Source organism: Achromobacter sp. JCM 18799 (assembly GCF_055395645.1).
The window spans coordinates 5,663,776-5,684,565 of the sequence record NZ_AP043866.1 but is presented as its reverse complement, the minus strand read 5'-3'; the positions used below and the strand labels follow the sequence as shown (position 1 = coordinate 5,684,565).

The 20,790-nt window shown below is 67.9% G+C and carries 20 protein-coding genes; 10 read left to right on the top strand and 10 right to left on the bottom strand.

What is annotated here, in order from left to right; genetic code table 11:
- Positions 1-2 precede the first annotated feature (2 nt).
- Positions 3-488, top strand: a complete 486-nt coding sequence (locus tag ACZ5YA_RS26830) for a 2-amino-4-hydroxy-6-hydroxymethyldihydropteridine diphosphokinase (protein ID WP_280015437.1) — start codon at positions 3-5, stop codon at positions 486-488.
- Positions 489-492: 4 nt separating this feature from the next.
- Here ACZ5YA_RS26830 and ACZ5YA_RS26825 read toward each other — a convergent pair whose 3' ends face one another.
- Genes ACZ5YA_RS26825 through ACZ5YA_RS26810 form a run of 4 tightly spaced genes read right to left on the bottom strand, consistent with a single transcriptional unit; the run spans position 493 to position 4,272 of the window.
- The gene (locus ACZ5YA_RS26825) at positions 493-1,389 is read right to left on the bottom strand and encodes a sugar kinase (RefSeq protein ID WP_059371550.1); all 897 of its coding nucleotides are present in this window, start codon (positions 1,387-1,389) and stop codon (positions 493-495) included.
- A 32-nt stretch (positions 1,390-1,421) separates the two neighbouring features.
- On the bottom strand, positions 1,422-2,255 hold the full coding sequence (locus ACZ5YA_RS26820) for an HpcH/HpaI aldolase/citrate lyase family protein (RefSeq protein ID WP_059371549.1): 834 nt from the start codon (positions 2,253-2,255) through the stop codon (positions 1,422-1,424).
- Positions 2,252-3,445: a CaiB/BaiF CoA transferase family protein gene (locus tag ACZ5YA_RS26815; protein ID WP_118932395.1), complete on the bottom strand. Its 1,194-nt coding sequence runs from the start codon at positions 3,443-3,445 to the stop codon at positions 2,252-2,254. Before ACZ5YA_RS26815 ends, ACZ5YA_RS26820 begins: the two co-directional genes overlap by 4 nt.
- Positions 3,442-4,272, bottom strand: a complete 831-nt coding sequence (locus tag ACZ5YA_RS26810) for an HTD2 family dehydratase (RefSeq protein WP_059371547.1) — start codon at positions 4,270-4,272, stop codon at positions 3,442-3,444. Before ACZ5YA_RS26810 ends, ACZ5YA_RS26815 begins: the two co-directional genes overlap by 4 nt.
- A 150-nt stretch (positions 4,273-4,422) precedes the next feature.
- Here ACZ5YA_RS26810 and ACZ5YA_RS26805 point away from each other — a divergent pair, with 150 nt between their 5' ends.
- Entirely contained in the window at positions 4,423-5,316 is an 894-nt protein-coding gene (locus ACZ5YA_RS26805) for a LysR family transcriptional regulator (RefSeq protein WP_059371546.1), read from the top strand.
- Between the two features lie 16 nt (positions 5,317-5,332).
- Here the strand turns inward: ACZ5YA_RS26805 and paaG are convergent, their stop codons facing one another.
- The 3 genes from paaG to ACZ5YA_RS26790 are packed head-to-tail and all read right to left on the bottom strand — an operon-like array spanning position 5,333 to position 8,489.
- Positions 5,333-6,154: a 2-(1,2-epoxy-1,2-dihydrophenyl)acetyl-CoA isomerase PaaG gene (paaG, locus tag ACZ5YA_RS26800; RefSeq protein WP_464091458.1), complete on the bottom strand. Its 822-nt coding sequence runs from the start codon at positions 6,152-6,154 to the stop codon at positions 5,333-5,335.
- Complete coding sequence (locus ACZ5YA_RS26795) at positions 6,151-7,263, bottom strand: acyl-CoA dehydrogenase family protein (RefSeq protein WP_251877835.1); 1,113 nt, start codon at positions 7,261-7,263, stop codon at positions 6,151-6,153. Before ACZ5YA_RS26795 ends, paaG begins: the two co-directional genes overlap by 4 nt.
- Before the next feature lie 35 nt (positions 7,264-7,298).
- A complete protein-coding gene (locus ACZ5YA_RS26790; RefSeq protein ID WP_464091457.1) occupies positions 7,299-8,489 on the bottom strand; it encodes an acyl-CoA dehydrogenase family protein in 1,191 nt (396 codons plus the stop codon).
- Between the two features lie 196 nt (positions 8,490-8,685).
- Here ACZ5YA_RS26790 and ACZ5YA_RS26785 point away from each other — a divergent pair, with 196 nt between their 5' ends.
- From ACZ5YA_RS26785 to ACZ5YA_RS26765, 5 genes are read left to right on the top strand one after another with little or no spacing between them, the layout of a single operon-like run.
- The gene (locus tag ACZ5YA_RS26785) at positions 8,686-9,090 is read left to right on the top strand and encodes a Zn-ribbon domain-containing OB-fold protein (protein ID WP_464091456.1); all 405 of its coding nucleotides are present in this window, start codon (positions 8,686-8,688) and stop codon (positions 9,088-9,090) included.
- Complete coding sequence (locus tag ACZ5YA_RS26780; protein ID WP_251877841.1) at positions 9,087-10,259, top strand: thiolase; 1,173 nt, start codon at positions 9,087-9,089, stop codon at positions 10,257-10,259. The genes ACZ5YA_RS26785 and ACZ5YA_RS26780 overlap by 4 nt, the downstream gene beginning before the upstream one ends.
- A gap of 11 nt (positions 10,260-10,270) precedes the next feature.
- On the top strand, positions 10,271-11,791 hold the full coding sequence (locus ACZ5YA_RS26775; RefSeq protein ID WP_464091455.1) for a class I adenylate-forming enzyme family protein: 1,521 nt from the start codon (positions 10,271-10,273) through the stop codon (positions 11,789-11,791).
- 57 nt (positions 11,792-11,848) lie between these two features.
- The gene (locus ACZ5YA_RS26770; RefSeq protein WP_059371540.1) at positions 11,849-12,823 is read left to right on the top strand and encodes a Bug family tripartite tricarboxylate transporter substrate binding protein; all 975 of its coding nucleotides are present in this window, start codon (positions 11,849-11,851) and stop codon (positions 12,821-12,823) included.
- Positions 12,824-12,842: 19 nt separating this feature from the next.
- Positions 12,843-13,805 carry an NAD(P)H-dependent flavin oxidoreductase gene (locus ACZ5YA_RS26765; protein WP_464091454.1) on the top strand — a complete coding sequence of 321 codons (963 nt, stop codon included), beginning with the start codon at positions 12,843-12,845 and terminating at the stop codon, positions 13,803-13,805.
- On the opposite strand, the gene ACZ5YA_RS26760 is transcribed toward ACZ5YA_RS26765, so the two are convergent.
- Positions 13,802-14,797, bottom strand: a complete 996-nt coding sequence (locus ACZ5YA_RS26760; protein WP_118932417.1) for a tripartite tricarboxylate transporter substrate binding protein — start codon at positions 14,795-14,797, stop codon at positions 13,802-13,804. The genes ACZ5YA_RS26765 and ACZ5YA_RS26760 overlap by 4 nt on opposite strands.
- A 128-nt stretch (positions 14,798-14,925) precedes the next feature.
- On the bottom strand, positions 14,926-15,825 hold the full coding sequence (locus ACZ5YA_RS26755) for a LysR family transcriptional regulator (RefSeq protein ID WP_059371537.1): 900 nt from the start codon (positions 15,823-15,825) through the stop codon (positions 14,926-14,928).
- 149 nt (positions 15,826-15,974) lie between these two features.
- On the opposite strand from ACZ5YA_RS26755, the gene ACZ5YA_RS26750 reads away from it, so the two are divergent.
- Genes ACZ5YA_RS26750 through ACZ5YA_RS26740 form a run of 3 tightly spaced genes read left to right on the top strand, consistent with a single transcriptional unit; the run spans position 15,975 to position 18,989 of the window.
- Complete coding sequence (locus ACZ5YA_RS26750) at positions 15,975-16,889, top strand: SDR family NAD(P)-dependent oxidoreductase (protein ID WP_464091453.1); 915 nt, start codon at positions 15,975-15,977, stop codon at positions 16,887-16,889.
- A gap of 7 nt (positions 16,890-16,896) precedes the next feature.
- A complete protein-coding gene (locus ACZ5YA_RS26745) occupies positions 16,897-17,757 on the top strand; it encodes a MaoC/PaaZ C-terminal domain-containing protein (protein WP_464091452.1) in 861 nt (286 codons plus the stop codon).
- Positions 17,754-18,989, top strand: coding sequence for a CaiB/BaiF CoA transferase family protein (locus ACZ5YA_RS26740; protein WP_118932404.1), 1,236 nt, complete (start codon positions 17,754-17,756; stop codon positions 18,987-18,989). Before ACZ5YA_RS26745 ends, ACZ5YA_RS26740 begins: the two co-directional genes overlap by 4 nt.
- Positions 18,990-19,199: 210 nt before the next feature.
- On the opposite strand, the gene ACZ5YA_RS26735 is transcribed toward ACZ5YA_RS26740, so the two are convergent.
- Entirely contained in the window at positions 19,200-20,723 is a 1,524-nt protein-coding gene (locus ACZ5YA_RS26735) for a fumarate hydratase (RefSeq protein WP_054457515.1), read from the bottom strand.
- Between the last annotated feature and the right edge of the window lie 67 nt (positions 20,724-20,790).

Below are 20,790 nucleotides of genomic sequence, written 5' to 3'. Positions count from 1 at the left end.
TCATGACCGCTCCTGTGCGCGCCTACGTCGCGCTGGGCGCCAATCTGGGCGACGGCGCAGCCACGCTGCGCAGTGTCCTGGCTGAATTGCAGGAAACCGGCGGCATCGCGGCGGTGACGGCATCGCCGTTCTACCGCAGCGCGCCGGTCGAAGCCTCCGGCCCCGACTTCGTCAACGCCGTGGCGGCGCTGGACACGCATCTGGCCCCGCTAGAGCTGCTGGACGCGCTGCAGGCGCTGGAAAACCGGCATGGCCGCGAGCGCCCCTACAAGAATGCGCCGCGCACGCTGGACCTGGACCTGCTGCTGTATGGCGACACCGTGCTGGACCATGAGCGGCTGACGCTGCCCCACCCCCGCATGCACCTGCGCGCCTTCGTGCTGCTGCCCTTGCGCGACCTGGCCCCCGGCCTGACGCTGCAAGGCAAGCCCATCGACGACTGGATCGCCGCGATCCACGACCAGCCGATAGCGCGCATCGCCAGCTAGGCGTTCAATCCTTCGGCGCGTAGGCCATCAACGCGCGCTCCACGTCCTCGACCTGCGGCAGGCCCGCTTCATTGCCCAGATGCTGGATCTTGTGGGCCGAAGCCGCGCGCGCGAAGGTGAAATGCTCTACCCAGGGCAGCTCCGGCCGGTTCAGATAGGACCAGACGTAGGCGCCGTGGAACACATCCCCGGCCCCCGAAGTGTCGACGATGCTGGCGGCCGGCACGTCCAGCGCAGGCAGGACATCCACCGTTCCGGTCTCGTCATACCAGAGCATGCCGCGTTCGCCCATGGTGACCGCGCCAATACGGCAGCCGCGCGCCTTCAGCAGTTCCAGCAGGCCTGACGGCGCAAGCCCCAATTGCTCGCACATGCGCTCCGCGCAGACCGCCACGTCGATGTGACGCAGCAGCTCGTCGGTGTTCTCGCGCACGCCGCCGCCATCCAGCGAGGTCAGCACGCCCGCCTGCCGGCAGGCCTGCGCGTAATGCAAGGCGGCGTCGGGCTGATGGCCGTCCAGGTGCAGGACGCGGTAGCCGCCGATATCCAGCCGCGGAAAGTCGTTCAGGTAGTCCACGTCGCGCGCGCGCACGATGGCGCGCTTGCCGTGATTGGGCATGATGAAGGACAGGGACGAGCGGCCCACCTTGCGCGCATGCAGCGACACCCCGTGCGCCGCCGCCATGTCCGTGTACATGTGGCCCAGCCAGTCCGATGCCAACGAACAGATCAGATCTGGCGGCGTCCCCAGCCGCGCGCAGGCGAACGCGGCCGTCACCGCATTGCCGCCGAAGGACACGGCGTAATCGCGCGCCACGCTTTTTTCATCGCCCGTGGGCCATTCGTCCGCCAGCACGGTGACGTCGATATAAGTGTGTCCGATGAAGAGCGCTTCGCTCATAGACCTGCCGGAAAGGAGTGATCGGATCCGGCCTAGAAGCCGGAGGTTTCGCCCGCCTGCGCCAGCACCAGCCGCGCGCGCGCGATGACCGGGGCGTCGACCATCTTGCCGTCCAGCATGAAGGTGCCGGCCGCGGTATCGCGGTGCGTGGCGATGACGCGGCGCGCCCAGGCCAGCTCCTGCGCCGCGGGCACGAAGGCGGCGTGGATCACCGGCACTTGGCTGGGGTGGATGCACAGCATCCCGCCAAAGCCCATCTGCTGGGCGCGGGCGGCGGCATGCGCCAGCCCGGCCTGGTCCTGGATGCCCGGAAACACGCCGTCCAGCGCGGGCGCCAGCCCGGCCGCGCGGCTGTGCAGCAGCACCTGCACGCGCGCCTGGTCCAGCACGGTTTGCGCTCCCGGCGTATCGGGCGTCAACCCCATGTCCAGGCCGTAGTCCAGACTGCCGAATGCCAGGCGCTCCACGCCGGGCGTGGCGGCGACTTCCGCGGCGTTGAGGATGCCCTGGGCGGTCTCCAGGATGGGAATCACCCGCAGGCCCGCCTGAACCACGTGGCGCACCTGCGCCAGGCTCTCGGCCTTGGGCAGCAGCACGCCGGCGACCCCGGGCTTGCCGCGGCAGGCCTTGAGGTCGTCGTCGTGCCAGGAGGTGGAGGCATCGTTGATCCGCACCCACAGCCGCGCACGCGGATTCGTCCCCAGGAAATCGCACAGCGCTTCCCGCGCGGCCGCCTTGGCCAGATGCTCCACCGCGTCTTCCAGATCGACAATGACGGCATCGGCCCCCGCGGCCAGCGCCTTGGGGATGCGCTCGGGGCGCGACGCCGGCACGAACAGCGCGCTACGGACAACGGGATGCGTCACACGACCTCCGATGCATGGAACTGCGCCACCTGATCGGGCGCGTATCCCAATGATGCTAGCACCGCATCGGTGTTTTGGCCCACCGCGGGCACCGCGGCCATGCGCGGCGCGAAGGCGTTGCTGCTGGCCGGAGGCAGCAGCGCGGGCAGTTCGCCTGCGGGACTGTCCACCTGGCTCCAGCGGCCGCGGGCCTGCAACTGCGGATGAGCCCAGACGCCGGCCATGTCGTTGACGCGTGCATTGGCGATCTGCGCGTCCTCCAGCCGTTGCGTCACCTGTTCGATGGACAGGTCGGCAAAGGCGGCCACGATCAGCGCGCGCAGGTCGTCGCGATTGGCGGTGCGCAGCGAATTGGAGATGAAACGCGGGTCTTCCGCGAGCTCCGCCTGCCGCAGCACCTGGGCGCAGAACACGCGCCATTCGCGCTCGTTCTGCAGGCCCAGCATGATGGTGGCGCCGTCGCCCACCGGGAACGGACCGTAGGGATAGATGGAGGCGTGGGCCGCGCCCGCGCGCACGGGCGGCGCGGCGCCGTCGAAGGCGTAGTACATGGGAAAGCCCATCCACTCCACCATGCTCTCCAGCATGGAAACGTCCAGGCGGCTGCCCAGGCCCGTTTTCTGCCGCAGCAGCAGTGCGTTGAGGATCGCGGAATAGGCGTACATGCCGGCGGCGATGTCGGCGATGGAGCAGCCGGCCTTGACCGGATCGTCCTTGGTGCCGGTCACCGACAGGAAGCCGCTTTCGCTCTGGATCAGCAGGTCGTAGGCCTTCTTGTCCTGGTAGGGTCCGCCTTCGCCGTAGCCCGAGATGTCGCAGACAATGAGCCGCGGATACTTCTTGTGCAGGGCATCAAACGACAGGCCCAGACGCGCGGCGGCGCCGGGCGCCAGGTTCTGCACCAGCACGTCGGCCGTTTCCAGCAGGCGCTCCATGACGCCGCCTGCCTCCTCGCGCTTGAGGTCCAGCGTCAGGCTTTCCTTGGACCGGTTGGTCCAGACGAAATGCGAGGACAGGCCGCGCACGCGTTCGTCGTAGCCGCGGGCGAAATCCCCGCCACCGGGACGTTCGATCTTGATGACGCGCGCGCCCATGTCCGCCAGCTGGCGGGTGCAGAACGGCGCGGCGATCGCGTGCTCCAGGCTGACGACGGTGATGCCGTCCAGGGGACGGGGGGCCTCTATGCTCATTCTGTAAACCTCAGTTCAGCTTGGTGGGCCAGCGTGCCGTCCTGCTCGGCCCAGAGCTGGGCCACGCCCGGCTCGGTCAAGCGGCCGGCCACCTGGAAGGGAGCAGGCGCAATCAGCGGGCGCAGGCCGCGATACGACAGATGGGTCAGGCGCGCCTGCGGATGAGCGCGGGTGAAGGCGGCGACCATCTCGGTGGCGATGAGCGGGCCGTGCACCACCAATCCGGGATAGCCCTCGGTGCCAGTGACGTAGGGATGGTCGTAGTGGATGCGGTGGCCGTTGAAGGTCACCGCCGAATAGCGGAACAGCAGCACCGGCGACGGCTCGACGGTATCGCGCCACTGCGCCTGCGGCGCGGGCTCGCTGCCCGTGAGCTTGGGCGGGGTCGGCTGGCGGTAGACGATGTCCTGCTCTTCGTGGATGGCGACTTCGCCTTCCTGGCGGAACTCGTGGCGCACGGTCACGAACAACAGCGCGCCGGTGCGCCCCGCCTTTTCCTTGACGTCGACCACCGTGGACTCGCGCTCGGCGGGCACGCCGACCAACAGCGGCCGGCGGAACTCGACCCGGCCGCCTGCCCACATGCGGTTGCGGTCCTGGGCCGGCGGCAAAAAGCCGCCGCGCGCCGGATGGCCATCCGTCCCCAGCCCGTCCATGCCCACCGTGGAAATGAAGAACGCCCATTGCCACAGCGGCGGCAAGGCATCGCCCTGGACCGGCGCCGGGCCGCCCAGGGTGGCCGCGATGCGCGCGGCGTGGCCGGGATCCATGGCGTCCGCCTTGCGCTCGCCGCTGCCGATCCAGGCGGCCGGATCTGTAGATGTCATGCCGATATCCTCTGCTGGGGTTTTTACAGACTGAAGCATGCCCGCAAGCCGTCCCGCTTGTGAATTCGTTTTTGCTCAAGGCGGGGTTTGCGCTGCCTGAATCGCACGCCCGCCTCCCGGCCCGACGCCTCGCGCCGTAATATATGGCCCATGCACTTCGACCTCGCCGACCTACGCCTGTTCATCCACATCGCCGAATCCCCCAGCCTGACCCAGGCTGCCAAGCGGGCCCACCTGTCCCTGGCGGCCGTCAGCGTGCGCATCAAGGCGCTGGAGAACCAGCTCAATACCCGTCTCCTGTACCGCGACAGCCGCGGCGTCGAAATCACGCCCGCGGGCCAGAAGCTGCTGCAGCATGCGCGGGTCATCATGCGCCAGGTGGACCACCTGAAACATGACTTCCAGGAGCAGGCCGACGGCGACGCCGGCCACATCCGCATCTTCGCCAACACCACGGCGGTCACGGAATTCATGCCGGACATCCTGGCGCAGTTCCTGTCCGGCCACCCCGGCGTCACCGTGGACCTGCAGGAACGCCTGACCCGCGACATCGTGCGCGGCGTGCTGGACGGCACCACCGACCTGGGCATCGTGGCCGGCCCGGTGGATGCGCCCGAATTGCAGACCGTCCACTTCAGCACCGACAAGCTGGTGCTGGTGGTGCCCAACGGCCATCCCTTGCAGGATCAGGAAAAGATCAAGCTGGCCGAGGCGGTGCGCTATCCCTTCATCACCATGCACGAAGGTTCCACCCTGGTCGCCTTCCTGCGCGACCAGCTGGAACAGGTGGGCCAGCGCCTGCCCCAGCGCATCCAGCTCTACAGCTTCGACTCCATCTGCCGGATGGTGCAGGCGGGCGTGGGCATCGGCGTCATCCCCGACTCCGCCGCGCGGCGCTACGGCGCCGACATGAAGCTGCGCGTGGTCGAGCTGGACGAGCCCTGGGTGGTGCGCGAACGCAAGCTGCTGGTGCGCGACATCGACGCCCTGCCGGGCTGCGCGCGCGAACTCATCGAGCAGATCCAGGCGGCGCGGACGCCCTGACAGCGAGCCGCCACTCTCAGGTACCGGTGAATGCCGGCGGACGCTTCTGCGCGAACGCCCGCATGCCTTCCAGGTAGTCGTCGGTGTAGCCCAGTTCGCGCTGCAAGCGGCATTCCAGATCGAATTGCTGCGCCAGCGTGTTGCCGCTGGAGGCGTGCAGCGCGGCCTTGGTGGCCGCATAGGCGCGCGTGGGGCCCGCCGCCAAGGTATCGGCGACTTCGGCCAGCGTATCCGTCAGCGCCTCGTCTGGCACCACGCGCCAGATCAGGCCCCAGGTTTCCGCCTGCCTGGCGCTGAGCGCTTCGCCGAACAGCGCGGCGCCCATGGCCCGCGCGGAACCCACCAGCCGCGGCAGGAACCAGGTGCCGCCGGCATCCGGCAGCAGGCCGATCTTGCTGAAGGCCTGAATGAAGCGCGCCGACTCCACCGCGAATACCACGTCGCAAGCCAGCGCCAGGCTGGCGCCCGCGCCGGCCGCGACGCCGTTCATCACGCACACCACCGGCACCGGCAGGTTGCGCAGCCGGGTGATCAGCGGCCGGTAGCATTGCTCCAGGATCAGGCTCAGGTCGCGGCGCGCGCCGTCCTCCGCGGGCTTGCGTTCGCCGAGGTCCTGGCCCGCGCAAAAGCCCCGCCCCGCGCCGGTGATGATCAGTCCGCGCAGGCTGCTGTCGGCCTCCACGGCATCCAGCGCCCGCGCCAGCTCGGCATGCATGACTTCCGTGAAGCTGTTCAGCCGGTCGGGCCGGTTCAGCGTGATGAGGCCCACGCCCCGCTCCAACGTAAATCGGATTTGTGTGTAGCCGCCTTCGCCCTGGGTCGTCGACGCCGCGCTCATGCCAGTTCCTCCAACACTGCCAGTTGTTCGGCCGTATCGCCCAGCAGCTGGTCGACGACGGTCAGCCGTTTGAAGTAATCGCCCACGTCCAGCTCGTCGGTCATGCCCATGCCGCCATGCAGCTGCACCGCCAGTTGCGCCACCAGGCGTCCGGCGCGCGCGGCTTCCAGCTTGGCCGAGGCGATCATGCGGCGGCGCTGCGCGGCGTCGGTTTCGGTCAGGGCCGCCACCGCCACGTAAGCCATGGACAAAGCCAGTTCCTTGGCCACCAGCATTTCCGCGAGGCGATGCTGCAAGGCCTGGAACGAGGCCAGCGGCTGGCCGAACTGCTTGCGCGCCTTAAGGTAGTCGACGGTGATTTCCAGCAACCGCTCCATTGCGCCCGCGGCATGCGCGCAAAGCGCGGCCGTGCCCCACTGCAGGGACTGCGCCAGGGCCTGGTCGGCGGCGGCCCCTTGCGCCAGCAGGGCTGCGCGCGGCAGGCTGACCGCGTTCAGGTCCAGCCGGGCGCAGCGCGCGCCGTCCAGCGTGGGCGTATCCGTGATCCGCACGCCCGCCGTATCGGCCGGCACGGCCAGCAACAGGGTCTCGCCCTCCTCGCCGCGCGCGCTGACCAGCCAGGCGGTGGCCGCCGCGCCGTGCCAGACCAGATGTTTGACGCCGTCCAGCCGCCAGCCATCGGCGGCCTTGCTGGCGCGGCAATCGCGCGGATCGGTGTCGTAGCGGCGCCCGGGCTCCTGGTACGCCACGCTGACGATGGCGTCGCCCGAGGCGATGGCCGGCAGCCACAGGCCGCGCGCTTCGCCGCCGCAGGCGTCGAGCAGCGCCGCGCCCATGACCGCGCTGGGGATGACAGGCTCGGACACCAGCCCTCGGCCCAGCTCCACATGCACCGGCAGCAGGCTGGCCGGCACTTCGCCGAAACCGCCAAAATCCTGCGGGATGGTCAGACCCAAAACGCCCAGTTCGGCCAATGCGGCCCAGGCATCCGCATCCAGCTTGCCCGCCGCCTGGCGGGCGCGGCGGCGCGCGTGCGTCCATTCCTGGTCCACCAGGCGCCGCAGGCTGTCGGCCAGCATGCGCTGTTCTTCGGTATAGATGAAATCCATGCGTCGTCTTCCTGTCGGGTTGCGCGAGGCCGGGCCTACAGGCCCAGCACCAGGCGGGCGATGATGCCCTTCTGCACTTCGGTGGTGCCGCCGTAGATCGAGGTCTTGCGCATGTCGGCATAGCCGGCGCCGGCCGCAGCCGCCAATTCCGGCCCTGGCCCGCAATATCCCTTGTCAGCCTGCAGCCAATCGGGGTCATAGGGCCAGGCGTCCGGTCCCGCCACCTCCATCTGCAGCATCGCCAGGTCCTGCTGGATCTCGGAGCCGCGGATCTTCAGCACGGAGGCTTCCGGCCCGGGCGTGCCGTCGTTGCTGGAGGCCACGCGCAGCAGCAGCATCTCCAGCGCCATGATGTCCACCTCGATGCGCGAAATGCGGTCGCGGTACCGGCTGTCCTCCAACAGGGGCCTGCCCCGGGACCGCGCCTGCACCGCCATGTGCTTGAGCACGCCCAATTCGCGGTGGCAATGGCCCAGGCCGGCGATGCCGGTGCGCTCGTGGCCCAGCAGGTACTTGGCATAGGTCCAGCCCTGGTTCTCCACGCCTACCAGGTTGGCCACGGGCACGCGCACGTTTTCCAGCCAGACCTCATTCACGTCGTGCCCGCCGTCCAGCGTGCGGATGGGACGCACGGTCACGCCTGGCGAGCGCATGTCCAGCAGCAGCATCGAAATGCCGCGCTGCGCGCGGGCCTCGGGGTCGGTGCGGACCAGGCAGAACATCCAGTCGGCGTACTGGGCCAGCGTGGTCCAGGTCTTCTGGCCGTTGACGACGTACTCGTCGCCATCGCGCACCGCGCGGGTCGACAGCGAAGCCAGGTCGGACCCCGAACCCGGCTCGGAGTAGCCCTGGCACCACCAGTCCTCCACGCGGACGATGCGCGGCAGGAGGCGCGCCTGCTGCTCGGCGCTGCCGTACTTCATCAGGACCGGGCCGATCATGGACAGGCCAAAAGGCAACAGGCGCGGGGCGCCGGCCTTGAAGCATTCCACCTCGAAGATCAGCCGCTGCAGTGCGTTCCAGCCGGTGCCGCCGTGCTCGACCGGCCAGTTCGGCGCGCCCCAGCCCTGGTCGGCCAGGATGTTGTGCCAGCGCACGTAGTCCTCGCGCTCCAGCCGCTGGTGGCGCAACACCTTGCCGCGTATGTCCTGCGGCAGCTTGTCCGTGGCGAAGGCGCGCACTTCTTCGCGGAATAGCCGCTCCTGCGGCGTCCAGGTCAGGTTCATGGTCGGGCTCCTTTTGCGGTATCTAGCCACGGTCCGGCACGCCGGACAATCTGCCTCTTCCGAAGACGGGCTTCGCGCAGGACATAGGGCGTCCCACTACGGGCCGGCGGAAGGCCAGCTTCAGCAATGAAGAATGGCCGAAGCCGCCGCCAGTGCGGACACTTGCAAGCGTCATCCACTGGAACCCGTAGGCATCATGACCGTTCCCGATCTGCAGGCCGGCGCGCCGCAAGGCGTAGAGGCGCAGTACCGCCAGGCGCTGGACCAAGGCCGCTTCCTCATCCAGCATTGCGCCGGCTGCGACCGCGCCGTGTTCTACCCCCGCATGATCTGCCCGCATTGCGGCGCGGACAAACTCGGCTGGACCGCGCCCGACGGGCGCGGCGAGGTCTATTCCACCACCGTGGTGCGCCGCAAGCCCGAGGCGGGCGGCGACTACAACGTGGCGCTGATCGATCTGCGGGAGGGCGTCAGGCTGATGAGCCGGGTGGAGGGCGTCGCGCCCGATGCCGTGCGCATCGGCATGGCGGTGCGCGCGCAGGTGGCGCAGCAGGATGGCCGCGGCCTCCTGGTCTTCGTACCCAACAAGGAGGCGCAATGACGCTGAACGATCTGCGCGGCGCCGTGGCGGTGGCCGGCGTGGGCCACGCGGGCCTGGGCCAGGCCGCGGGCTACACCGAAATGGAAATCCTGGTGCAGGCGGCGCAGCGCGCGGTGGCGGACGCCGGCCTCACCATGCGCGACATCGACGGCATCTGCACCGCCAGCGTGGCCGCGCCGATGTGGGCCATGCCGGTGATCGAACACCTGGGCATCCGCCCCAGCTTCATCGACAGCACCATGCTGGGCGGCTCCAGCTTCGTCGCGCACCTGCTGCCGGCGCTGCACGCGCTGGCTTCCGGCCAGTGCAACGCGGTGCTGGTCTGCTATGGCAGCACGCAACGCACCTCCAGCTTGAGCCGCGCCGAGATCGGCCGGGTGCGCAAGCAGTTCGATCCGCAGCCGTACGAAACGCCCTACGAGCCGCTGAGCCCCCTGTCGTCCTACGCGCTGGCGGCCGCGCGCCACATGCATCAGTACGGCACGCGCCGCGAACACCTGGCGCAGGTGGCGCTGGCCGCCAACCAATGGGCCCAGCTCAATCCCGAAGCGCAGTTGCGCGAACCCGCCACGCTGGAGCAGATCCTCTCGGCGCGCATGGTGTCCGACCCCTTGAGCGTGCGCGACTGCTGCCTGGTCACCGATGGCGCCGGCGCCTACGTGCTGGTGCGCGCCGAGCGCGCCCGCGACCTGCCGCGCCCGCCCGTCTATGTGCTGGGCAACGCCACCGCGGTCTGGAACCGGCAGATCTCATCCATGGAAGACCTGACCGTGACCGCCGCGGCCGAATCCGGCAAGCGGGCCTTCGAGATGGCGGGTGTTGCGCCCCGGGACATCGACGTGGTGGAGCTGTACGACGCCTTCACCATCAACACCCTGCTGTTCCTGGAAGACCTGGGTTTCTGCGCCAAGGGCGAAAGCAAGGACTTCATCGCCAATGGCGCCATCGCGCCGGGCGGCACGCTGCCAGTCAACACCAACGGCGGCGGGCTGTGCTGCGTACATCCCGGCATGTACGGCGTCTTCATCATGATCGAAGCCGTCCGCCAGCTGCGCGGCGAATGCGGCGTGCGCCAGATCGCCGACGCGCACCTGGCCCTGGTGCACGGCAACGGCGGCACCCTGTCCAGCCAATCCACCGCCATCCTGGGAACCCAGGCCACGCTTTGAACGACGCAACCATGTCCCCGGCAGCCCCTCTTACCCGCATCCATCAATTGCTGGCGCAGCAAGCCGACCAGCGGCCCGACGCCACCTTTCTATACGAGGAGGGCGGCGGCAGACTGAGCTACGCGCAGTTCTGGCGGCGCGTACAGGCCGCGGCCGCATGGCTCGAAGAACAGGGCGTGCGTCCAGGGCATCGCGTGCTGATCGCGGGTGAAAACTGCGCGGCCATGATCGCAGCGCTGTTTGCCTGCAGCGCGGCCGGGGCCTGGCCCGTGGGCGTGAACGCACGCCTGTCCACGCGCGAGATCGACGCCATCCGTCTTCATGCGCAACCCGAACTGCTGCTCTACACCAGCGGCGTCTCGCACGCCGCCGCAGCCCATGCCGAGCATGCCGGCGCCACCGACGCCGATCCCGACGTCTGGGGACCCGGCGTGCAGGCTGCGCGTGCGGACAGCCCCACGCAAGCCGAGACCGGCGATTCAGCCGCCTTAGTGGCCACCGTGATCTATACGTCCGGCACCACGGGCGCCCCCAAGGGGGTCCTCGTGCCGCATCGCGGCCTGCTGCATTTTGCCCGCGTGTCAGCCGCCTCGCGCCGCCTGACGCCGCAGGACATCGGCTACGCCGCGCTGCCCATGTCGCACATCTTCGGCATCGCCACCGTGCTGATGGCCACGGTGCACGCCGGCGCCAGCCTGGTGCTGCGCAGCCGCTTCGACGCCGCCGACGCCTTCAAGGCCCTGGCGCATCCGGGCGTCAGCATCCTGCAGGGCGTGCCCACCATGTTCAGCCGCATGATGGCGGTGGCGCCCCCACGCGCGGAACTGCGAGCGCCGGCCCTGCGCTACCTGTACACGGGCGGCGCGGCGCTGGACCCCACGCTCAAGCGCGATGCCGAGCGCTATTTCGGCGTCGCCATGCATCACGGCTACGGCATCACCGAATACGCGGGATCCATGTTCGTCACCCGCATCGATGCGCCGCGCAGCGACTGCTCGGCCGGCCACGCCGTCGAAGGCGTGGAAATGCGCATCGGCAGCCCCGACGGCGGCAAGCCCGCGCCGGGAGAGCGCGGCGACATCCTGATCCGCGGTCCGGGCGTCATGCTGGGCTACTACCGCAATCCCGAACAAACCGCGCAGGCGCTGCTGCCCGGCGGCTGGCTCAACACCGGCGACATCGGCTACGTCGACGAACAGGGCGCGCTGTACATCGCGGGCCGTTCCAAGGACCTGATCATCCGCTCCGGCTTCAACGTCTATCCGCTGGAAGTCGAGTCCGTCATCAACGCGTTCCCCGGCGTGCGCCTGTCGGCCGTGGTCGGCCGCCCCACCGCCGATCAAAACGAAGAAGTCATCGCCTTCGTCGAGCCCTTGCCCGGCGCCACCGTGGACACCAACCTGCTGATGCTGCATCTGCGCGCGCAGCTGGCGCCGTACAAGCGGCCCGCCCGCATCATCCCCATCGACACCATTCCCACCACCGTCAGCGGCAAGATCCTCAAGCAGCCGCTGAAAGAAAGGCTGGCGTAGCCGCGGACCCGCTGTTCCGCTGCACGACCCGCCACTTACCCACAAGGAGACTACAGCGTGAACATCAAGACCCTGCTCGCCGCGGCCGCCGCCACGGCGACGCTCGCCACGGCTTCTAACGCCTGGGCCGACGCCTATCCCGAACGCCCCATCCGGCTGCTGGTCGGCTACGCCCCCGGCGGCCCCGTCGACACCACCGCCCGCGTCTTCGCCAAGTACCTGGGCGACAAGCTGGGCCAGTCCGTGGTGGTGGAAAACCGCGCCGGCGCCAGCGGCATGATCGCCTCTGACGCCACCGCCAAGGCTGCGCCCGACGGCTACATGCTGGGCTTCGCCGCCAGCCCCACCCTCACCATGTCGCCGCTGGTCCAGCGCAGCACGCTGTTCGATCCGCGCAAGGACTTCTCGCTGATCGGACTGGTGGTGGACTACGCCAACGTTTTGCTGATCGGCCCGCAGATCCCCGCCAAGAACGTCGGCGAACTGGTCACCTACGCCCGCGCCCATCCCGACGCCGTGTCCTTCGGCTCCGCCGGCATCGGCGCGTCCAACCACCTGTCGGCCGAGCTGCTGAAGAAGCAGGCGGGCGTACCCATGCTGCACGTGCCCTACCGCGGCAACTCGCCCGCCATGGTCGACGTGATCAGCGGCAAGATCACCTTCATGTTCGACATCACCAGCACCGCCATCCCCTTCGTCAAGAGCGGCAAGGCGCGCGCCCTGGCGGTCACCTCCAAGACCCGCAACCCCGAACTGCCCGACGTGCCCACCATGGTCGAAGCCGGCATGAAGGACTACGAGGTGGTCGGCTGGTACGCGCTGGTGGGGCCGAAGAAGCTGCCCGACGCCGTCGCGGCCCGCCTGACCCGCGCGTTGAACGAAGTCTCCAGCGATCCGGCCTTCCGCCAGGCCATGACCGATGGCGGCTACACCATCAACACCGGCGACTCCAAGGCGCTGCAATCACGCATCGACCGTGAATACGCCTTGTGGTCCGACGTCATCCAGAGCGCCAACATCCAGGCCAATTGAGTACTACCGGAGCATCCAGATGAATCCCCCGCTCGCGCTGCACGCCCAGACCCGCCTGCCCGTCATCGGCGCCCCCATGTTCCTGGTCTCCGGACCGGACCTGGTGGTGGCGCAATGCGCGGCGGGGATCATCGGCACCTTTCCATCGCTCAACGCCCGCCCGCAGGAACAGCTGCACGATTGGCTCACACGCATCGAACTTGGCCTGGCCGCGAAACGCCAGGCTGCGCCAGACGCCACGATCGCGCCCTACGGCGTCAACCTGATCGTCCACCCCAGCAATCCGCGCTGGCAGGGCGACCTGGCCATCTGCGCCGAGCGGCGCGTGCCGCTAATCATCACCTCGCTGCATGCCCCCGAAGCCGTGGTGGCCGCCGTGCACGGCTACGGCGGGCTGGTGTTCCACGACGTCACCAACGTGCGGCATGCCAAGCGCGCGCTGGACGCCGGCGTTGACGGCCTTATCCTGGTGGCGGCAGGCGCGGGCGGCCATGCGGGACAGCTAAGTCCATTCGCGCTGATCAACGAGATCCGCGCCTTCTACGACGGCCCGCTGGCGCTGTCCGGCTGTATCAGCCACGGCAAGGACATCCTGGCCGCGCAGGTGCTGGGCTGCGACTTCGCCTACATGGGTACGCGCTTCATCGCCACGCGGGAATCGCTGGCCGGCGACGCCTATCGCGAAATGGTGCTGCAGGCGCAGGCGGCGGACGTGACCTACACGCCTTATTTCTCGGGCGTGCCCGCGAACTACCTGTCGGCCAGCATCCAGGCGGCGGGGCTGGATCCGTTGGAACTTGCCAGGAACGGCGTGGCCCCGCCCGCGAACATGGACAAGAGCTCGCGTCCCAAGGCCTGGAAGGATGTGTGGAGCGCAGGCCAGGGCGTGGGCGCGGCGCAGGAGATCCTGCCCGCCGCGATGCTGGTGGATCAGCTGGAATCCGAGTATCTCGCCGCGCGCGACGCCCTGCGCCGGTTCTAGTCCAGCTTGATATTGGCCGTCTTGATGACGTCGCGCCATTTGGCGATTTCATCACGCACGAACTCGCCGAATTGCTCTGGAGTGCCGGGCTTGGGTTCGGCGCCCGCTGCGATCATGCTCTGCGCGGTGGCCTGATCCGACAGCACCTTCACCAAATCCGCATTCACGCGTTTGACGATGTCGGGCGGCGTTCCTTTGGGCGCCATCACGCCGCTCCACGAGTACGCCTCGTAGCCCGGCAGGCCGGACTCGGCGATCGTCGCCACGTCGGGCAGCATGCTGGAACGCGTGGGGTTTCCCACGCCCAGCGCTCGCACCTTGCCGCCCTTCAGATGCGGCACGGCGGAAGGCCCATCGGCGAACATCACCTGCACCTGTCCGCCCAGCAGGTCCTGCATGGCGGGCGCGCTGCCGCGGTAGGGTACGTGCTGGATGCGCACGCCGGCCATGGCGTTGAACAATTCGCCGGCCAGGTGCGTGCCGCCGCCCGTGCCTGACGAGCTGAACGACAGCTTGCCCGGGTTGGCCTTGGCATAGGCGATCAGCTCGCTGACCGAATTCACGGGCAGCGTCGCGTTCACCACCAGCACGATGGGAAACACCGCCGCCATGCCGACCGGCACGAAGTCCCGCGTAATGTCGTAGCTCAGATTGCCGCGCAGGCTGGGCAGCACCGCATGGTGGATGGAGGCGAAAAAATAGTTGTAGCCGTCGGGCTCGGACTTGGCCGCGAACTGCGCGCCCACGATGCCGCCGGCGCCCGACTTGTTGTCCACCACCGTGGGCACCGACCACAGCTGTCCCAGCGGCTGCGTGGTGAAGCGCGCGGTCGTGTCCACGGGACCGCCCGCAGGAAACGGCACGATGAAATTCACGGCATGCGCAGGCCAGGCGGCGGCGCGGGCCAGCCTGGGGAACAGCGCGGGCACCGCGGCGGCAGCGCATGCGGCGCCCAGCCGCGCAACGGCGCGGCGGCGTAGTAGATCGGTCACGGCAGTCTCCTGGTTCTCGGTTTTATGGGCGGCCAAGCTCTAGGACTGCTGCCTGACGCCTTTTTTATTATTTGCCGAACCTGCGGAGCCGCCGCTACACATTTGCAAAAGCCCCTCTTCGGGAGGCGCTACAGGCCGCGCGCCGCGCGCTGCACGTGTTCGATGAAGCACTCCGCGAAACTGGGCAGATCGCGTCCACGCTGACGGCACAGCAGGCGGTCGCGCAACGCCCAGGGATCGTCCAGCTTGAGCACATGCAGCGCGTCCGGACGGCTGTAGCGCGCCGCGCAGGCGCGCGGCACCACCGCGATCCCCGCGCCCGCCTCCACCATGCGGCACACGGCTTCGAAGCTGCCCACGTGCACGCGCTGGCAGATGCGCTTGCCCAGGCCGCTGGCGATGTCTTCCAGGAAGGTCTGGATGGCGCTGTCCGGATGGATGCCGACGAACTGATACGCGTCCAGCAGGTCGGCGAAATGCGCGGACTCCGACGCGGCCAGCGGATGGTCCAGCGACGTCACCACGGTGAGTTCATCGCGGAACAACGGCGTGACGTCCAGGCCCGACACGTCGATGTTGCCCGCCACCAGCCCCAGGTCTCCCTGACCTGCGCGTATGGCAATGACGATATCGCCGGAAATCTTTTCTTCCAGCTCCACATCCACATCCGGGTTTTCCGCAAGAAACGTGGACAGCGCGTCGGCCAGAAAGGAATTGGTGGCCGTGGTGTTGGCCAATAGGCGCAAGCGGCCCTTCAAGCCGCTGGCGTAGGGTTGCAGGTCCGCATTCAAGCATTCCAGCTGCCGGAACACGGCGTTCGCATGCTTGAGCAGCACTTCACCCGCCGGCGTCAGCGCCACGCCCGTGGCCATGCGCACCAACAGCCTGGCCTTGAAGGCCTCTTCCATGTTCTTCACCCGCGCGCTTGCCGCCGGCAGGGACAGGAAGGTGCGTTCCGCAGCCCGGGTCAGATTGAGTGTTTCCCCCACGTTCAGAAACAAACGCAGGTCCGTCAGATCGTGTCTCATGTTCCACCACGCAGAAGGGGGGCATATCTAATTTTGAATTCTTCGCATGCCTCGTCGAATCTACCATGGTGCATCCCCTCAAACCAGGGCGTTTGATGCGGAACTGTTTTCCACACGGCGCGCGCGCCGCAGCACAGGAGTCAGCTTCAATGAGCGGCATAGTTTCCGGAAAAGTGGTGATCGTGACGGGCGCGGGCGGCGGCATCGGCCGCAGCATTGCGCTGGCCATGGCGCAGGCTGGCGCCAAGGTGGTGGTGAACGACATCGGCGTCTCGCTCACCGGCGAAGGCGGCGCGGAGGGTCCCGCGCAAGCGGTCGTCAAGGAGATCGTCGCGGCCGGCGGCCAGGCCGTCGCCAACACCGACAGCGTGGCCGCGTACGACAGCGCCAGCCGCTGCGTGCAGACGGCGATAGACGCGTTCGGCCGCATCGATGCCGTGGTCAACAACGCCGGGAATCTGCGCGACCGGGTTTTCCACAAGATGAGCGAAGAGGAATGGAGCCAGGTGCTGGGCGTGCACCTCAACGGCTCCTTCTTCATGAGCCGCGCGGCTGCGCCCTACTTCCGCGAACAGGAGTCCGGCGCCTTCGTGCACATGACCTCCACGTCCGGACTGATCGGAAACTTTGGGCAGGCCAACTACGCGGCGGCCAAGCTCGGCATCGTGGCCTTGTCGAAATCCATCGCCCTGGACATGGCGCGCTACAACGTGCGCTCCAACTGCATCGCGCCGTTCGCATGGAGCCGCATGACCAGCCCCATTCCCGCCGAGACCGACGAAGAAAAGGCCCGCGTCGAAAAGCTGAAGAAAATGGAAGCCGGCAAGGTTGCGCCCATGGCCGTCTACCTGGCCAGCGACGCCGCCAGCGAGGTCACCGCGCAGATCTTCGCGGTGCGCGCCAACGAGATCATGCTGATGAGCCAACCGCGCCCGCTGCGCACCGTGCACCACGGCGAAGGCTGGACGCCCGAGCGCATCGCCGAGATCGCCGTGCCCGCCATGCGCAAGCACTTCTACGCGTTGGAGCGCTCGCCCGACGTCATCGACTGGGATCCCATCTGAGGCCGCCATGCCCCTGGACTACGCAACCGTGAAGAATTGGCGCTTCGACGAGGTGCGTCAGCGCTACGACGAAAAAGACACCATGCTGTACGCCCTGGGCATAGGCCTGGGGCAGGACCCCGAAGACACCGGACAGTTGCGCTACGTGTACGAAAAGGGCTTGCAGTCCTTTCCCACCATGAGCGTGGTGCTGGGCTATCCGGGCTTCTGGGTCCAGGACCCGCGCGCCGGCATCGACTGGGTACGCGTGGTCCACGGCGAGCAGCGGCTGACCATGCATGCGCCCCTGCCCGCAGCCGGCGTGGTCACCGGCAGGAGCCGCAACACGCACGTGATCGACAAGGGCGCCGACAAGGGCGCCATCATCATCACCGAGCGCACCCTGCATGGCGAAGACGGCGCCTGCCTCGCCACCTTGCGCCAAAGCACCTTCTGCCGCGGCGACGGCGGCTTCGGCCAGGGAGACAGCAGCCCAGAGCCCCTACCCGCCGCGCCCGACGGCGAACCGGACCTGCGCTGCGAGCTACGCATTCCGCCCGATGCCGCGCTGCTGTACCGCCTGAATGCAGACCGTAATCCCCTGCACGCGGACCCGGAGGTCGCGCGCCAGGCCGGCTACCCCAAACCCATCCTGCACGGTCTGTGCTCCTACGGCGTGGCGGCGCACGCCATCGTCAAAAGCTGCTGCGGCTACGACGCCTCGCGCCTGGTCAGCCTGAACACGCGCTTCTCGGCGCCGGCGTATCCCGGCGAAACCCTGCAGTGCGACATCTGGCGCCTGCCCGGCGGCCAGCTCCGCTTCCAGGCCCGCGCGCAAGAACGCGGCGTGGTGGTCATGAGCCACGGCACCGCGGAGCTGAAGCCATGACCCGCGCGCCCGCATTGACCGGCATCCGCGTACTGGATCTATCGCGCATCCTGGCCGGCCCCTGGTGCACGCAGAACCTGGCCGACCTGGGCGCCGACGTCATCAAGATCGAACGCCCCCGCGTGGGCGACGACACCCGCGCCTGGGGTCCGCCGTTCCTCAAGGACGGCAACGGCCAGGACACCGAGGAATCCGCCTATTACCTCAGCGCCAACCGCAACAAGCGCTCGGTGGAAGCCGATATGGCCACGCCCGCAGGCGCCGCGCTGATCCGCGAACTGGCGGCCGCCAGCGACATCCTGGTCGAGAACTTCAAGGTCGGCGGGCTGGCCAAGTACGGCCTGGACTACGACAGCCTGAAGCAGATCAATCCGCGCCTGATCTATTGCTCGGTCACCGGCTTCGGCCAGGACGGCCCCTACGCGCAGCATCCTGGCTACGACTTCATGATCCAGGGCATGGGCGGCCTCATGAGCATCACCGGGGAACGCGACGACCTGCCCGGCGGCGGGCCACAGAAGGCCGGCGTGGCGGTGACCGACATCATCACCGGCATGTACGCCACCGTCGCGATCCTGGCCGCCTTGCAGGAACGCCACAACAGCGGCCTGGGCCAACACCTGGACATCGCCCTGCTGGACAGCCACGTCGCCCTGCTGGCCAACCAGAACTCGAACTACTTCAACTCCGGCGTGGCACCCCAGCGCGCCGGCAACGCCCACCAGAACGTCGTGCCCTACCAGGTGTTCGCCGCCAGCGACGGCCACCTGATCGTGGCCACGGGCAATGAATCGCAGTACCGCGCATACTGCCGTGCCATCGGCGCACCCGAACTGGGCGACGACCCGCGCTTCGCCACCAACCGCATGCGCCTGGCCAACCGCGAACTGCTGGTCGGCCTGCTGACCGAGATCATGCGCCAGGGCAAACGCGACGACTGGATCGCCAGGCTGGAGGCCGTGGGCGTGCCTTGCGGGCCGATCAACGATATCGCGCAGGCCCAGGCGCATCCGCAAGCGCAGGCGCGGCAGCTGCGCCGCGACATGCCGCATCCGGCGGGCGGCGTGGCGGCGGTGACGGCAAGCCCGCTGCGGCTGTCGGCCTCGCCGGTCGAGTACCGCCGCGCGCCGCCGCTGCTTGGGGAGCATACGGAGGAAGTGCTGCGGGAGGTGTTGGGGAAGACGCCAGAAGCGATTGCGGCGTTTTGCGCGGGATTGAGGAAGGAGGGATGAGCAGGTTGCGCGCGGGGTGAGGCGGAGGTTTGGCTGCCGTGTAGCGGAGGCTGGAGATGTGGGCGTTCGCGCAAGCGAACACCATCACAATCAAATAAATCACGTATGTCTTTATCGGCCGCCCGGGCGGCCTACGAAGCACCAGGCACTAAAGCCAAAAAAAAACGGCCGCCAGTCCCCTGGCAGCCGTTTTTCTCACAACCTACGGAATCAAGCCACAGCGACAGGAATCTTCCCGATCTTGGCCTGCCATTCCTTGGGCCCCGTGGTATGGACAGAGGTACCCTGAGCATCAACCGCCACGGTCACCGGCATGTCCTTCACGTCGAACTCATAGATGGCTTCCATGCCCAGGTCCGCAAAACCCAGCACCTTGGCGCCACGGATAGCCTTCGACACCAGGTAGGCCGCGCCGCCCACCGCCATCAGGTAAGCCGAGTTGTGCTTCTTGATGGATTCGATCGCCACCGGACCGCGTTCCGACTTGCCGATCATCGCGATCAAGCCCGTCTGCTCCAGCATCATGTCGGTGAACTTGTCCATGCGCGTAGCGGTCGTGGGACCCGCCGGGCCGACCACTTCGTCGCGCACCGGATCCACCGGACCCACGTAGTAAATGACGCGATTCTTGAAATCCACCGGCAGCGGCTCGCCCTTGGCCAGCATGTCCTGGATGCGCTTGTGCGCCGCATCGCGGCCCGTCAACATCTTGCCCGACAGCAGCAGCGTCTGACCCGGCTTCCAGCTGGCCACTTCTTCCTTGGTCAGCGTATTCAGGTCCACCTGCTTGGACTTGTTGTAGTCCGGCGCCCAATGCACTTCCGGCCACTCCGACAGCGACGGCGGATCCAGGCGCGCCGGACCCGAGCCGTCCAGCTCGAAGTGCGCATGACGCGTCGCCGCGCAGTTCGGGATCATCGCCACCGGCTTGGAAGCCGCGTGCGTGGGGAACGTGCTGATCTTCACGTCCAGCACCGTCGTCAGGCCGCCCAGGCCCTGCGCGCCGATACCCAGCGCATTGACCTTCTCATACAGCTCGATACGCAGCTCTTCCAGCTTGTTCTGCGGACCGCGGGCCAGCAGCTCGTACATGTCGATGTCTTCCATCAACGACTGCTTGGCCATCAGCATGGCCTTCTCGGCCGTGCCGCCGACGCCAATGCCCAGCATGCCCGGCGGGCACCAGCCCGCGCCCATCGTCGGCACCGTCTTGAGCACCCAGTCCACCAGCGAATCGCTCGGATTCAGCATCGCGAACTTCGACTTGTTTTCCGAACCGCCGCCCTTCGAAGCGACTTGCACGTCGACCTTGTCGCCCGGGACAAGCTCGACGTGCAGGATACAGGGCGTGTTGTCGCGCGTGTTCTTGCGCGCGAACAGCGGATCGTCCAGCACCGAAGCGCGCAGCGGATTGTCCGGGTTCAGATAACCGCGGCGCACGCCTTCGTCACAGAGTTCCTGCAGGGTGCGCTTGGTCTCGAAGCGCACGCCCATGCCGACCTTCAGGAAGACGTTGACAATGCCCGTGTCCTGGCACAGCGGACGCTTACCCTCGGCGCACATGCGCGAGTTGGTCAGGATCTGCGCCATCGCGTCGCGCGCGGCGGGGCTTTCCTCGCGCTCATAGGCGCGGGCCAGGTGGCGGATGTAGTCGACGGGATGGTAGTAGCTGATGAACTGGATGCCATCGGCTATCGACTGGATGAAGTCTTCTTCTTTAATGATGACTGACATGGCGATATGCGGGTATAGATGGGTAACGTGAAAACGCGGCCGGCAGGACCGGCCGCGCGCGGGTGCT

What these genes read in the sequence shown, in the direction of transcription:
- ACZ5YA_RS26830 (WP_280015437.1), top strand. Translation starts at nt 3, where the DNA reads ATGACCGCTCCTGTGCGCGCCTACGTCGCGCTGGGCGCCAATCTGGGC.
- ACZ5YA_RS26825 (WP_059371550.1), bottom strand. Translation starts at nt 1,389, where the DNA reads ATGAGCGAAGCGCTCTTCATCGGACACACTTATATCGACGTCACCGTG.
- ACZ5YA_RS26815 (WP_118932395.1), bottom strand. Translation starts at nt 3,445, where the DNA reads ATGAGCATAGAGGCCCCCCGTCCCCTGGACGGCATCACCGTCGTCAGC.
- ACZ5YA_RS26810 (WP_059371547.1), bottom strand. Translation starts at nt 4,272, where the DNA reads ATGACATCTACAGATCCGGCCGCCTGGATCGGCAGCGGCGAGCGCAAG.
- ACZ5YA_RS26805 (WP_059371546.1), top strand. Translation starts at nt 4,423, where the DNA reads ATGCACTTCGACCTCGCCGACCTACGCCTGTTCATCCACATCGCCGAA.
- paaG (WP_464091458.1), bottom strand. Translation starts at nt 6,154, where the DNA reads ATGAGCGCGGCGTCGACGACCCAGGGCGAAGGCGGCTACACACAAATC.
- ACZ5YA_RS26795 (WP_251877835.1), bottom strand. Translation starts at nt 7,263, where the DNA reads ATGGATTTCATCTATACCGAAGAACAGCGCATGCTGGCCGACAGCCTG.
- ACZ5YA_RS26790 (WP_464091457.1), bottom strand. Translation starts at nt 8,489, where the DNA reads ATGAACCTGACCTGGACGCCGCAGGAGCGGCTATTCCGCGAAGAAGTG.
- ACZ5YA_RS26785 (WP_464091456.1), top strand. Translation starts at nt 8,686, where the DNA reads ATGACCGTTCCCGATCTGCAGGCCGGCGCGCCGCAAGGCGTAGAGGCG.
- ACZ5YA_RS26780 (WP_251877841.1), top strand. Translation starts at nt 9,087, where the DNA reads ATGACGCTGAACGATCTGCGCGGCGCCGTGGCGGTGGCCGGCGTGGGC.
- ACZ5YA_RS26775 (WP_464091455.1), top strand. Translation starts at nt 10,271, where the DNA reads ATGTCCCCGGCAGCCCCTCTTACCCGCATCCATCAATTGCTGGCGCAG.
- ACZ5YA_RS26765 (WP_464091454.1), top strand. Translation starts at nt 12,843, where the DNA reads ATGAATCCCCCGCTCGCGCTGCACGCCCAGACCCGCCTGCCCGTCATC.
- ACZ5YA_RS26755 (WP_059371537.1), bottom strand. Translation starts at nt 15,825, where the DNA reads ATGAGACACGATCTGACGGACCTGCGTTTGTTTCTGAACGTGGGGGAA.
- ACZ5YA_RS26750 (WP_464091453.1), top strand. Translation starts at nt 15,975, where the DNA reads ATGAGCGGCATAGTTTCCGGAAAAGTGGTGATCGTGACGGGCGCGGGC.
- ACZ5YA_RS26745 (WP_464091452.1), top strand. Translation starts at nt 16,897, where the DNA reads ATGCCCCTGGACTACGCAACCGTGAAGAATTGGCGCTTCGACGAGGTG.
- ACZ5YA_RS26740 (WP_118932404.1), top strand. Translation starts at nt 17,754, where the DNA reads ATGACCCGCGCGCCCGCATTGACCGGCATCCGCGTACTGGATCTATCG.
- ACZ5YA_RS26735 (WP_054457515.1), bottom strand. Translation starts at nt 20,723, where the DNA reads ATGTCAGTCATCATTAAAGAAGAAGACTTCATCCAGTCGATAGCCGAT.